This is a genomic window from Streptococcus mitis, from assembly GCF_902159415.1.
Taxonomy (GTDB): domain Bacteria; phylum Bacillota; class Bacilli; order Lactobacillales; family Streptococcaceae; genus Streptococcus; species Streptococcus mitis_BG.
Genome location: NZ_CABGJU010000002.1, coordinates 244,288 through 256,521, shown reverse-complemented (window position 1 = coordinate 256,521; position 12,234 = coordinate 244,288). Strand labels below are relative to the sequence as shown.

11 protein-coding genes and 1 pseudogene are annotated in these 12,234 nt (G+C 41.5%); 11 read left to right on the top strand and 1 reads right to left on the bottom strand.

Annotated elements, in window-relative coordinates; translation table 11 throughout:
- Positions 1 to 73 precede the first annotated feature (73 nt).
- The 9 genes and pseudogenes from purH to purB all read left to right on the top strand — a co-directional run bounded on the left by purH (position 74) and on the right by purB (position 8,751).
- Positions 74 to 1,621 carry a bifunctional phosphoribosylaminoimidazolecarboxamide formyltransferase/IMP cyclohydrolase gene (gene purH / locus FN031_RS07495; protein ID WP_142559046.1) on the top strand — a complete coding sequence of 516 codons (1,548 nt, stop codon included), beginning with the start codon at positions 74 to 76 and terminating at the stop codon, positions 1,619 to 1,621.
- Between the two features lie 121 nt (positions 1,622 to 1,742).
- On the top strand, positions 1,743 to 3,005 hold the full coding sequence (purD, locus tag FN031_RS07490) for a phosphoribosylamine--glycine ligase (protein ID WP_142559044.1): 1,263 nt from the start codon (positions 1,743 to 1,745) through the stop codon (positions 3,003 to 3,005).
- Positions 3,006 to 3,195: 190 nt separating this feature from the next.
- On the top strand, positions 3,196 to 3,687 hold the full coding sequence (gene purE / locus FN031_RS07485; RefSeq protein WP_142559042.1) for a 5-(carboxyamino)imidazole ribonucleotide mutase: 492 nt from the start codon (positions 3,196 to 3,198) through the stop codon (positions 3,685 to 3,687).
- Positions 3,674 to 4,771: a 5-(carboxyamino)imidazole ribonucleotide synthase gene (gene purK / locus FN031_RS07480; protein WP_142559040.1), complete on the top strand. Its 1,098-nt coding sequence runs from the start codon at positions 3,674 to 3,676 to the stop codon at positions 4,769 to 4,771. Before purE ends, purK begins: the two co-directional genes overlap by 14 nt.
- Before the next feature lie 2 nt (positions 4,772 to 4,773).
- Positions 4,774 to 5,943: a hypothetical protein gene (locus tag FN031_RS07475; protein ID WP_142559038.1), complete on the top strand. Its 1,170-nt coding sequence runs from the start codon at positions 4,774 to 4,776 to the stop codon at positions 5,941 to 5,943.
- 150 nt (positions 5,944 to 6,093) lie between these two features.
- Positions 6,094 to 6,211: pseudogene (locus tag FN031_RS09215) on the top strand (5-(carboxyamino)imidazole ribonucleotide synthase); the annotation flags it as partial.
- Positions 6,212 to 7,162: a ketopantoate reductase family protein gene (locus FN031_RS07470; protein ID WP_142559036.1), complete on the top strand. Its 951-nt coding sequence runs from the start codon at positions 6,212 to 6,214 to the stop codon at positions 7,160 to 7,162.
- Positions 7,163 to 7,170: 8 nt separating this feature from the next.
- On the top strand, positions 7,171 to 7,398 hold the full coding sequence (locus FN031_RS07465; protein ID WP_142559034.1) for a phosphoribosylaminoimidazole carboxylase: 228 nt from the start codon (positions 7,171 to 7,173) through the stop codon (positions 7,396 to 7,398).
- 54 nt (positions 7,399 to 7,452) lie between these two features.
- On the top strand, positions 7,453 to 8,751 hold the full coding sequence (purB, locus tag FN031_RS07460) for an adenylosuccinate lyase (protein WP_142559031.1): 1,299 nt from the start codon (positions 7,453 to 7,455) through the stop codon (positions 8,749 to 8,751).
- A 169-nt stretch (positions 8,752 to 8,920) separates the two neighbouring features.
- On the opposite strand, the gene FN031_RS07455 is transcribed toward purB, so the two are convergent.
- Complete coding sequence (locus FN031_RS07455) at positions 8,921 to 9,637, bottom strand: GntR family transcriptional regulator (RefSeq protein WP_142559029.1); 717 nt, start codon at positions 9,635 to 9,637, stop codon at positions 8,921 to 8,923.
- 321 nt (positions 9,638 to 9,958) lie between these two features.
- Here FN031_RS07455 and FN031_RS07450 point away from each other — a divergent pair, with 321 nt between their 5' ends.
- The gene (locus FN031_RS07450; protein WP_142559027.1) at positions 9,959 to 11,746 is read left to right on the top strand and encodes a glycoside hydrolase family 35 protein; all 1,788 of its coding nucleotides are present in this window, start codon (positions 9,959 to 9,961) and stop codon (positions 11,744 to 11,746) included.
- Positions 11,743 to 12,219, top strand: coding sequence for a PTS sugar transporter subunit IIB (locus tag FN031_RS07445; RefSeq protein ID WP_075565352.1), 477 nt, complete (start codon positions 11,743 to 11,745; stop codon positions 12,217 to 12,219). The genes FN031_RS07450 and FN031_RS07445 overlap by 4 nt, the downstream gene beginning before the upstream one ends.
- The last annotated feature ends 15 nt before the right edge of the window (positions 12,220 to 12,234 follow it).

Here is a 12,234-nt window from a genome sequence, read left to right as displayed (position 1 = left end):
GAAATACTAAAGTTGAAAGACAATTTTCGACTGTAGCAAAGAAAGAACTTTTTAAAAAAGGAAAAGAGAGAAAATGACTAAACGCGCACTAATTAGTGTCTCAGATAAAGCGGGCATCGTTGAATTTGCCCAAGAACTCAAAAAACTCAGTTGGGATATCATCTCAACGGGTGGTACCAAGGTTGCCCTTGATAATGCTGGGGTAGAGACTATTGCCATCGATGATGTGACTGGCTTCCCAGAAATGATGGACGGTCGTGTTAAGACACTTCATCCAAATATTCATGGTGGTCTCCTCGCTCGTCGTGACCTTGATAGCCACCTTCAAGCGGCTAAGGACAACAAGATTGAGCTCATTGACCTTGTTGTGGTCAACCTTTACCCATTCAAGGAAACCATTCTTAAACCAGACGTGACTTACGCGGATGCGGTTGAAAACATCGATATCGGTGGTCCATCAATGCTTCGTTCAGCGGCTAAAAACCATGCTAGCGTCACAGTTGTGGTAGACCCTGCTGACTATGCTGTAGTTTTGGACGAATTGGCAGCCAAGGGCGAAACAAGTTACGAAACTCGCCAACGTTTGGCAGCTAAGGTTTTCCGTCATACAGCGGCTTATGATGCCTTGATTGCAGAATACTTCACAGCTCAAGTGGGTGAAAGCAAACCTGAAAAACTCACTTTGACCTATGACCTCAAACAAGCAATGCGTTACGGTGAAAACCCTCAACAAGATGCCGATTTCTACCAAAAAGCTTTGCCGACTGACTACTCGATTGCTTCAGCTAAACAGCTTAACGGGAAAGAATTGTCCTTCAACAACATCCGTGATGCAGACGCCGCTATCCGTATCATCCGTGATTTCAAAGAACGTCCAACCGTTGTGGCTCTCAAACACATGAACCCATGTGGGATCGGTCAAGCTGATGACATCGAGACTGCTTGGGACTACGCTTATGAGTCTGACCCAGTTTCTATCTTCGGTGGGATCGTTGTTCTCAACCGCGAGGTAGATGCTGCGACAGCTGAGAAGATGCATGGTGTTTTCCTCGAGATCATCATCGCGCCAAGCTACACGGATGAGGCGCTAGCCATTTTGACCAATAAAAAGAAAAACCTACGGATTCTTGCCTTGCCATTTGACGCTCAAGATGCTAGCGAAGTGGAAGCAGAATACACAGGTGTTGTCGGAGGACTTCTCGTTCAAAACCAAGACGTGGTCAAAGAAAGTCCAGCTGACTGGCAAGTGGTGACCAAACGCCAACCAACGGAGACAGAAGCAACTGCTCTTGAGTTTGCATGGAAAGCCATCAAGTATGTCAAATCAAATGGTATCATCATCACCAACGACCACATGACACTTGGCGTTGGCCCTGGTCAAACCAACCGCGTGGCATCCGTCCGTATTGCCATTGACCAAGCTAAAGATCGCCTTGAAGGTGCTGTCCTTGCTTCGGATGCCTTCTTCCCATTTGCGGATAATGTGGAAGAAATCGCAAAAGCAGGTATCAAGGCTATTATCCAGCCAGGAGGCTCAGTCCGTGACCAAGAGTCAATCGAAGCTGCGGATAAATACGGCTTGACTATGGTCTTCACAGGCGTGAGACATTTTAGACATTAAGAAAATAAAAGGGAAGAAAACAGTTTCTTTCCTTTTTTTACTTTAAAAGCGAAACGAAACAAGATTAAAACGAACGTTTGTGGTATAATATTAGTAAATAATTCGCAAAAGAGGTTGAAAGATGAAGCTGTTAGTTGTCGGCTCGGGTGGTCGTGAACATGCCATTGCTAAGAAGTTGCTTGAGTCAAAAGAAGTTGAAAAAGTCTTTGTAGCTCCTGGGAATGACGGGATGACTCTGGATGGTCTGGAATTGGTAAATATCCCTATTTCCGAACATTCTAAATTGATTGTGTTTGCAAAAGCCAACGATATTGCTTGGTCCTTCATAGGTCCAGATGACGCTCTTGCTGCTGGAATCGTGGATGATTTCAATGCAGCTGGTCTCAAAGCCTTTGGTCCGATAAGATTGGCAGCGGAGCTGGAGTGGTCCAAGGATTTTGCTAAGGAAATCATGGTCAAATATGACGTTCCGACAGCAACCTATGGGACCTTCTCAGATTTCGAGGAAGCCAAGGCCTATATCGAAGAAAAAGGTGCTCCAATCGTAGTCAAGGCAGACGGTTTGGCGCTTGGGAAAGGTGTCGTCGTTGCTGAAACGGTTGAGCAAGCGGTCGAAGCCGCTCACGAGATGCTATTGGACAATAAATTTGGTGACTCAGGTGCGCGTGTGGTTATTGAGGAGTTTCTTGTAGGTGAGGAATTTTCTCTCTTTGCCTTTGTCAATGGGGACAAGTTCTACATCATGCCAACAGCTCAGGACCACAAACGTGCCTATGATGGCGACAAGGGGCCTAACACTGGTGGGATGGGTGCCTATGCGCCAGTTCCACACTTACCACAGAGAGTGGTTGACACGGCAGTGGAGACTATTGTCAAGCCAGTCCTTGAGGGCATGATCCAAGAAGGACGTCCTTATCTGGGTGTCCTTTACGCAGGTCTTATCTTGACAGCTGATGGACCCAAAGTTATCGAGTTCAACGCTCGCTTTGGAGATCCTGAAACGCAAATCATCTTGCCTCGTTTGACTTCTGACTTTGCACAAAATATTACGGATATCCTCGATGGCAAGGAGCCAGCTATTACTTGGACGGACAAGGGTGTGACACTGGGCGTAGTTGTAGCATCAAACGGCTACCCACTCGCTTATGAGAAAGGTATCAAGCTTCCTACCAAGACAGAAGGCGACATCATCACTTACTATGCCGGAGCTAAATTTGCTGAAAATGGGCAAGACCTTCTTTCAAACGGAGGCCGTGTTTACATGCTGGTCACCACGGCTGATACCGTCAAAGACGGGCAAAACACCATCTATAGCCAACTCGACAAACAAAACACAGAAGGCCTTTTCTATCGTACGGATATCGGAAGCAAGGCAATTAGATAAAGATATAAGAAAAGGCGACGCAGTCGCCATACACGACAATGGTCGCTGTGGTGAAAAGACCAGAACAGTATCTGTTCTGGTCTAGGGAAAGTTTGAGACCTTAGGCTCAAATTTTAGGAATGAAACCGAAGGTTTGCTTCCGTCCCCACCACCTAAGACCATTATCAAAAAAGAAGAAAAAGGAAAAATTATGACTAAACCAATTATTTCCATCATCATGGGCTCAAAATCCGACTGGGCAACCATGCAGAAAACAGCAGAAGTTCTAGACCGCTTCGGTGTAGCCTACGAAAAGAAAGTTGTTTCCGCACACCGGACACCTGACCTCATGTTCAAACATGCCGAGGAAGCACGGAGTCGCGGTATCAAGGTCATTATTGCAGGTGCGGGTGGCGCTGCTCACTTGCCAGGTATGGTAGCTGCCAAAACAACTATTCCTGTCATTGGTGTACCAGTCAAATCACGTGCTCTTAGTGGCGTGGACTCGCTCTACTCGATCGTACAGATGCCAGGCGGAGTACCAGTCGCAACTATGGCTATCGGTGAAGCAGGGGCGACAAACGCTGCTCTCTTTGCCCTCCGTCTTCTGTCAGTAGAGGATCAGGCTATCGCGACAGCTTTAGCAGATTTTGCAGAAGAACAAGGAAAAATCGCAGAGGAGTCGACAAATGAGCTCATCTAAAACAATCGGAATTATCGGTGGTGGTCAGCTGGGGCAGATGATGGCCATTTCTGCTATCTACATGGGACACAAAGTCATCGCGCTAGATCCTGCGGCGGATTGCCCGGCCTCTCGCGTAGCGGAAATCATCGTGGCGCCTTATAATGATGTGGACGCACTTCGTCAGTTGGCAGATCGCTGTGATGTTCTCACTTATGAGTTTGAGAATGTCGATGCCGACGGTTTGGATGCTGTCATCAAGGAGGGACAACTCCCTCAAGGAACTGACTTGCTCCGTATTTCTCAAAATCGTATTTTTGAAAAGGACTTTCTCTCAAACAAGGCACAAGTCACTGTGGCACCCTACAAGGTTGTGACTTCAAGCCAGGATTTGGCAGATATCGACCTTTCTAAAAACTATGTCCTCAAGACGGCGACTGGTGGCTACGATGGGCATGGGCAAAAGGTCATTCGCTCAGAAGCAGACTTGGAGGAAGCCCGTGCACTAGCCGACTCAGCAGACTGTGTTTTGGAAGAATTCGTCAGCTTTGACCTTGAAATTTCTGTCATTGCGTCAGGAAACGGCAAGGATGTGACAGTTTTCCCAGTTCAGGAAAATATCCATCGTAACAACATCCTGTCTAAGACCGTCGTGCCTGCTCGTATTTCAGAAAGTCTAGCTGAAAAAGCCAAAGCTATGGCAGTGCGAATCGCTGAACAGTTGAACCTGTCTGGAACCCTTTGTGTGGAAATGTTTGCGACTGCTGATGACATCATTGTCAATGAAATTGCGCCACGCCCACACAATTCTGGCCACTACTCGATTGAAGCCTGTGACTTCTCGCAGTTTGATACCCATATTCTCGGTGTTCTGGGAGCACCATTGCCAGCTATTCACCTGCATGCCCCGGCCGTCATGCTCAATGTCCTCGGCCAGCATGCCCCGGCCGCTGAAAAATATGTCACAGAAAATCCAAGCGCCCACCTCCACATGTATGGTAAAATAGAAGCGAAGCACAACCGCAAGATGGGGCATGTGACTTTGTTTAGTAGTGAACCAGACGAGGTTGAAGAGTTTGGGAAAGGGATTGATTTTAGAAAATAAATATGAAATTTGAGGTAGAGTTATTAACTAAAACTATTAGTATTGATAAGCTTGATGAATTATTTCTTGATTCAGAAATAATTTGTATTACTTCTGATAGCCAAACTGAACTTGGTGATGAGAATGTAATGGGGGATTCAGATAAATATCAGTGTACTTTGGAAGGTGCCGACTTTGCAATAGATGTTCGACAATTTCGAGGAGGACTAGTTACAATTTTGCTGAGCTATGAATACAGCAAGTCTAAATTAAGTTCAGCAAAAAAATTTGATAAATTTCTTTCAAAGTTTAGAGAATTTTTAGAAAGAAATGATTTGAATTATTCAATTCTATCTAATAGTTTATCTATGTATTTTACGAATAGGCTTTATCCTACATTTCAAGTATATGAATCATTATTACGAAAAATTTTTGTTTTAGCTTTATCTCCATTAGAAAATGAAAATGTTATAAAAGTTATTAAGAAAGAAACTAAAGGTAAACTGGATCTATCAAAAATTCGCGCATTGCAATCTATCGAAAAATTACAAATGGCTGAACTGCATGCCTTAATATTTGAGTCAAATATAAATCCAATTATTAGTTTAACAACTCATTTTAAAGATTTTCAAAATAAAAATGAATATATTCTGAAAGAAATGATAAACAGTTCGCTTCCAATCACTATATGGGAAAAACATTTTACACCATTCACTAATAGTGAGAAAGTTGATATACTCAAAAATAACTACGATAGAATAAGAGAATACAGAAATGACGTTATGCATTTTCACATGATAAACTATAACCGTTACAAAAAAATAGATTCTTTATTATCAGATGTAATCGAAGAATTAAAAGATGTTCAATATAGCATGCTCAAGAAATGGGATTTTGAAGAAACTAGGAAACTTACAAATGATATTTTTAATCAAGAGTTTCTGACTAGTTTATCATCCTTATCTAAAACAGTATCAGAAGTAATAAGACCAGCAATGGATAGGTTTTATGCTAATAATCTTGATTTTAATAATGCTATCAAATCTATGATGGAAGTGTTCCATAATATTCAAGTACCTAAAATAGATTCTGGGATATTAGAGTCTATTCAAGGGATATCTGATACTATTGCGCATTTAGATTTACCAAACACCCTTAATGAACATGATGGTGAAGAGAAGGATGAAGAATAGGTCTATCAATTTTGAAACACAAAATTTAAGATTAGAAGTAAATGTAAGAAATTCAAAGAAAATGCTGAAAAAAGAGAAAGTTTCTGAGGAACTGAGTTCAGGATGAAGGCATTTTTCTTTTGATAAAATAGAAATAAAGGAACAAGAGCTCACCTCCGCTTATATGGTAAATATAGAAGCAAAGCATAACCGCAAAATGGGACATGTGACTTTGTTTAGTGATGTGCCGGACGATGTTGAGGAGTTTGGGAAAGGAATTGATTTTTAAGTGAAAATAGCGATTTTAGGACTTGGAGTGATCGGGACGACGTATGCCTACGCCTTCCAAAAAGCAGGCCATCAGGTGGAACACGTACTGAGAGATAGTAGGAAAAGCACTGCTTCGAAGGAGTTGTCAGTTGATCTGCTAGATGGTCGCTATCATTCCAAGGGTGAAAATAAGCACGACACCTATGAGGTTCGTGTGGCAGAAGTCGATTCGGAATATGATTTTATTTTTCTCAGTGTGCGCCATGGATTTGTCAAAGAAGCTGTGGAGACCTTGCAAAAGAATAATATCAAAGGCACTCTCGTTTTCTTCTGCAATTTCTGGGATACTCGAAAAGAGGTCCAAGAGTGGGCAGGGGATTACGACTATATTCTGGCCTTTCCGACAGCGGGCGGTCACATGCAAGAGGACCATTTGGATGGTGTCCTATTTGATCATTTAATGCTAGAAGGTGAGCAAAAAGCACACATTTCTAACTATGGTGATCTGACGACTTTACTGACTTCTGCAGATTTGAAGTGGGAAGTGCCTCATGATATGGTCGAGTGGATTTGGATTCACATGGCGATTAATGCAGGTGTCACTTCGACAGCTGCGCGTTCGGGGAATTTGGAAAATCCAGAACAGCTGGCTCTGAACTTGATGAATAGTTCTTCGGAATTATCATTGGCCATCAAGGCCATTCGAGAGGCTTTGAAAGTCGTAGAAGCACGTGGTGTAAATTTGAAGCTTTATAAAGCTGAACTCTTACCTTACAAAATTCCCGCTTGGATTGCAGGAAAAGCCATGAAAATCATGTTTGCGAAAAATGAGCTGACACGAAAAATCATGACCTTACACAATGATAAACAGGATATTTTCTACTGTTGTCAAAGTGTCTATCAGACCGGTAAGGAGTTAGGTGTCAAGATGCCTATTCTGGAAGCAAATATGAAGGGCATTTCGATTTAGGAGGTTTTATGATACAACTCATCGTTAATGCATTTGTCGAAAAAGAGAAGACTGGAGCAGTCGTCGAAGTTTTGTATGCTAGTAGCAATCACGAAAAAGTGAAAGCGAAGTATGAAGAGCTAGTTGCACAATATCCTGATAACTATTTAGCTATTTATGATGTCCCGCTTGATACGGATTTGACTACACTGGATCATTATCCATCTGTGTGGATTGGGAAAGAAGAATTTGAATAAAGTGATTGCAGGTTGCTAACTGATGTGAAACATCAAAAGAAAGGAAAAGAAAACATGATTGAAAGATATAGTCGCCCTGAGATGGCGAATATTTGGAGTGAAGAAAATAAATACCGTGCTTGGCTTGAGGTGGAAATCTTGGCTGATGAAGCATGGGCTGAGTTGGGGGAAATCCCTAAGGAAGATGTGGCTTTGATTCGCGAAAAAGCGAACTTTGACATCGACCGTATTTTGGAAATCGAGCAAGAGACTCGCCATGATGTGGTTGCTTTCACACGTGCGGTTTCTGAGACTCTTGGTGAAGAGCGCAAGTGGGTTCACTATGGTTTGACTTCTACTGACGTGGTAGATACTGCCTATGGTTACCTCTACAAACAAGCCAACGATATCATCCGCAAGGATCTTGAAAACTTCCTTAACGTCATCGCTGACAAAGCGAAGGAACACAAGTTCACCATCATGATGGGTCGTACCCACGGTGTGCATGCGGAGCCGACAACTTTCGGTCTTAAGCTCGCAACTTGGTACAGCGAAATGAAGCGCAATATCGAGCGTTTCGAGCATGCGGCTGCTGGTGTGGAAGCTGGTAAGATTTCTGGTGCGGTTGGTAACTTTGCCAACATCCCACCATTCGTTGAGCAATACGTCTGTGATAAATTGGGTATCCGTGCTCAAGAAATCTCTACACAGGTGCTTCCTCGTGACCTTCACGCTGAGTACTTTGCGGTTCTTGCCAGCATCGCAACTTCTATCGAGCGTATGGCGACTGAAATTCGTGGTCTTCAAAAATCAGAACAACGTGAAGTGGAAGAGTTCTTTGCCAAAGGTCAAAAAGGGTCTTCAGCAATGCCTCACAAACGCAACCCTATCGGTTCTGAAAACATGACAGGTCTGGCGCGTGTTATTCGTGGCCACATGGTAACAGCTTATGAAAACGTCGCTCTCTGGCACGAACGTGATATCTCGCACTCATCAGCTGAGCGCATCATCACACCAGATACGACTATTCTGATCGACTACATGCTCAACCGTTTTGGAAATATCGTCAAGAACTTGACAGTCTTCCCAGAAAATATGATTCGCAACATGAACTCAACCTTCGGTCTTATCTTTAGCCAACGTGCTATGTTGACCTTGATTGAAAAAGGCATGACGCGTGAGCAAGCTTACGACCTTGTTCAACCAAAGACTGCCCAATCATGGGATAACCAAGTAGACTTCAAACCACTTTTGGAAGCAGATCCAGAAGTAACATCACGTTTGACTCAAGAAGAAATAGACGAAATCTTCAACCCAACTTACTACACCAAACGAGTGGATGAAATTTTCGAACGCATCGGTTTGGGTGACTAATCATAAATCAAAAAAGCGAGATTGTATCTCGCTTTTAAAGTGTTCACTTATTTAGTGAAGATTTACTAAAAATTTAGTAGCTCTTCGAGTAAGGTTACTAATAATTTTACATTTTTATTGAATATGTACATAAAAAACCTAGAACACAGTTCTAGGTTTTTTAAATTGATTAATGATCACGATTACATGATAGGAATTTGATTTTGTAGAAATCAGAACGTTTATAAGTTTCGATGTATTCGAGTACCTGACCTGTTGATTCAAGTTGAGTGGTCTTGGTTTGATACACAGTTGGGAACTGAGGATCAATTCCTAATTTAGAAGCAACATTTTCAGGAGTAGGGAATACAATCTCGTTAATCTCTTCAAAATGCTCATCGTTCATGTGGATATGGTAGTCCAGCTTGAAACGTTTATAGATAGAGTTATAGTAGTCAAGGTTTGGATAGTTAGCATTGATATACTGTTCAGGGATGTACGAGTTGTGGTAGATGTAGATGATACCATTTGATTCACGGATACGTTCAATCTTGTAGTAGAACTGATCTCCACGTAAGCCCAATTTTGAAAGATACTTCAATTTATTGCCGCGTTCGATAGAAAGAACAGTTACCTTATCATCTTTTGTTTCAAAGATTTCGACATCAGAAAATTCAACTAGCTTATGTTTACGTGCACGAGCTACGAAAGTCCCTTTACCTTGTTGGCGGACGATGTAGCCATCCTTAGCCAAATCATTCAAGGCGCGTACGACTGTAATCGAGCTGACATCATACATAGCAATCAATTCAGCCTCAGTATAAAACTTATCACCACTAGCGAATTGGCCTGAAATGATTTTATTTTTTAATTCGTCTTTAATATATTGATACTTTGGAATTGCCATAATTTTACCTCGTTATTTCCTTCTCCTATCTTGATTCTAACATAAAATTTTTGAAAATAATAGGAAATACTCCTAAAAAAATCAAAAAAACAGACCAAAAAGTCAAAATAGATATAAATAAATCACGAATACAAATATATATAGGTTACTATTTAAAAATAGTTTTTTAAATTTTTATGGGATTATTATTAGAAAAATACAGTAAAAAAAAGAAAAAATTTCAAATAAACTTTCAAAAAGTATTGACAATACCTCCTTATTGTTATATAGTTGATATAACAATAAGTGAAAGCGCAAACTTTATAAAAATAGGGAGGTAGAATGACTAGATTTGAAATTGAAGATCATTTCTATCTAAATGGGAAACCATTTAAGATTTTGTCTGGTGCAATTCATTATTTTAGAGTCCCTAAAGAAGATTGGTATCATTCGCTTTATAATCTCAAAGCTTTAGGTTTCAATACCGTTGAAACATACGTTCCATGGAATATGCATGAACCAACCGAAGGAACATTCGATTTTGAAGGGGATCTTGATATAGGAAGATTTCTTCAAATTGCACAGGACTTAGGCTTATATGCTATTGTCCGCCCTTCTCCATTTATCTGCTCCGAATGGGAATTTGGTGGTTTGCCAGCATGGCTCCTGAATAAGGATATGCGTATTCGTTCATCTTGTCCAGCTTATATCGAGATGGTGGGTCGTTATTATGATCACCTGCTTCCGCACTTGGTTTCGAGACAACTCGAAAATGGTGGGAATGTTCTCATGATGCAGGTTGAAAATGAATATGGTTCATATGGCGAGGATAAAACCTATTTGAGAGAAGTCCGACGCTTGATGGAAGAACGAGGAGTTACCTGTCCGCTCTTTACATCGGATGGTCCATGGAGAGCCACTTTAAAGGCTGGGACCCTAATTGAAGATGATCTCTTAGTGACTGGGAACTTTGGTTCTAAGGCTGATTTTAACTTCTCACAGATGCAAGAGTTCTTTGATGAGTATGGGAAAAAATGGCCACTCATGTGTATGGAATTCTGGGATGGATGGTTTAATCGATGGAAAGAACCAGTCATCAAACGAGATCCCGAGGAATTGGCTGAAGCAGTCCACGAGGTATTAAAGCACGGTTCGATTAATCTTTACATGTTCCATGGTGGGACAAACTTTGGCTTTATGAATGGTTGTTCTGCTCGAGGGACCATTGACTTGCCTCAGGTGACATCTTATGATTATGACGCTCTGTTAGATGAGGCAGGGAATCCAACAGCCAAGTACTTTGCAGTTAAGAAAATGATGGCTACATATTATCCTGAGTATCCTCAGTTAGAACCGCTCTATAAAGATAGTCTGGAAAAGGGGTCTATTCCCTTATCTGAAAAAGTTTCTTTGTTTGAAACATTAGATAGTCTATCAAGCCCTACTGAAAGTCTCTATCCTCAAAAAATGGAGGAGTTGGGACAAAGTTATGGCTACTTACTCTATCGTACAGAAGCCAGTTGGGATGCAGATGAAGAACGTCTTCGCATTATCGATGGTCGTGATAGAGCACAGTTATTTATTGATGGCAAATGGGTTACAACCCAATACCAGACAGAGATTGGTGAAGATATCTTCGTGCAAGGTAAAAAGAAAACGCTATCTTGTATTGATATACTGATTGAAAATATGGGGCGTGTCAATTATGGACATAAATTCTTAGCAGATACTCAACGAAAAGGAATTCGTACAGGTGTCTGCAAGGATTTACACTTCATGTTGAATTGGAAACAATATCCACTTCCGCTTGATAATCCTGAGAAGATTGATTTTACAAAAGGATGGACGGAAGGACAACCTGCCTTTTACGCCTATGACTTTGAAGTCGAGGTTCCGAAGGATACCTACTTAGACTTATCTGAGTTTGGTAAAGGGATTGCCTATGTCAACGGCCACCATCTAGGACGTTTCTGGAATGTCGGCCCAACCTTATCTCTTTATATTCCACACAGTTATCTCAAGGAGGGTGCCAACCGCATCATTATCTTTGAAACAGAAGGGGAACATAAGGAGCACATACAATTAACTTGTAAACCAAAATTCAAACAAATAAAGGGGGAAAATTTATGACAATTGTAGGATGCCGTATTGATGGACGTTTGATCCACGGGCAAGTAGCCAATCTATGGTCTGCAAAACTGAATGTTTCACGTATCATGGTTGTAGACAACGATGTTGTGAATAACGATGTTGAAAAGAGTGGATTGAAACTTGCGACACCGCCAGGTGTAAAACTTAGTATTTTGCCGATTGATAAAGCTGCAGCAAACATTCTTGCTGGCAAATACGATAGCCAACGTGTTTTAATCGTTGCTAGAAAACCAGACCGTTTCCTCGGTTTGGTAGAAGCGGGTGTGCCGCTTGAAACAGTCAATGTCGGTAATATGTCTCAAACACCAGAAACACGTCCTATCACACGTTCTATCAACGTAGTAGATAAAGATGTAGAAGATTTCCGTAAATTAGCGGAAAAAGGTGTAAAACTTACTGCTCAAATGGTTCCAAATGATCCAGTTTCAGACTTTTTGAGCTTATTAAAATAGGAAAAAATTTTTAGG

Bases quoted from the DNA above. Each gene is read 5' to 3' on its own strand.
- purH (WP_142559046.1), top strand. From the start codon at position 74: ATGACTAAACGCGCACTAATTAGTGTCTCAGATAAAGCGGGCATCGTT.
- FN031_RS07455 (WP_142559029.1), bottom strand. From the start codon at position 9,637: ATGGCAATTCCAAAGTATCAATATATTAAAGACGAATTAAAAAATAAA.
- FN031_RS07445 (WP_075565352.1), top strand. From the start codon at position 11,743: ATGACAATTGTAGGATGCCGTATTGATGGACGTTTGATCCACGGGCAA.
- purK (WP_142559040.1), top strand. From the start codon at position 3,674: ATGAGCTCATCTAAAACAATCGGAATTATCGGTGGTGGTCAGCTGGGG.
- purD (WP_142559044.1), top strand. From the start codon at position 1,743: ATGAAGCTGTTAGTTGTCGGCTCGGGTGGTCGTGAACATGCCATTGCT.
- FN031_RS07475 (WP_142559038.1), top strand. From the start codon at position 4,774: ATGAAATTTGAGGTAGAGTTATTAACTAAAACTATTAGTATTGATAAG.
- FN031_RS07450 (WP_142559027.1), top strand. From the start codon at position 9,959: ATGACTAGATTTGAAATTGAAGATCATTTCTATCTAAATGGGAAACCA.
- purB (WP_142559031.1), top strand. From the start codon at position 7,453: ATGATTGAAAGATATAGTCGCCCTGAGATGGCGAATATTTGGAGTGAA.
- purE (WP_142559042.1), top strand. From the start codon at position 3,196: ATGACTAAACCAATTATTTCCATCATCATGGGCTCAAAATCCGACTGG.
- FN031_RS07465 (WP_142559034.1), top strand. From the start codon at position 7,171: ATGATACAACTCATCGTTAATGCATTTGTCGAAAAAGAGAAGACTGGA.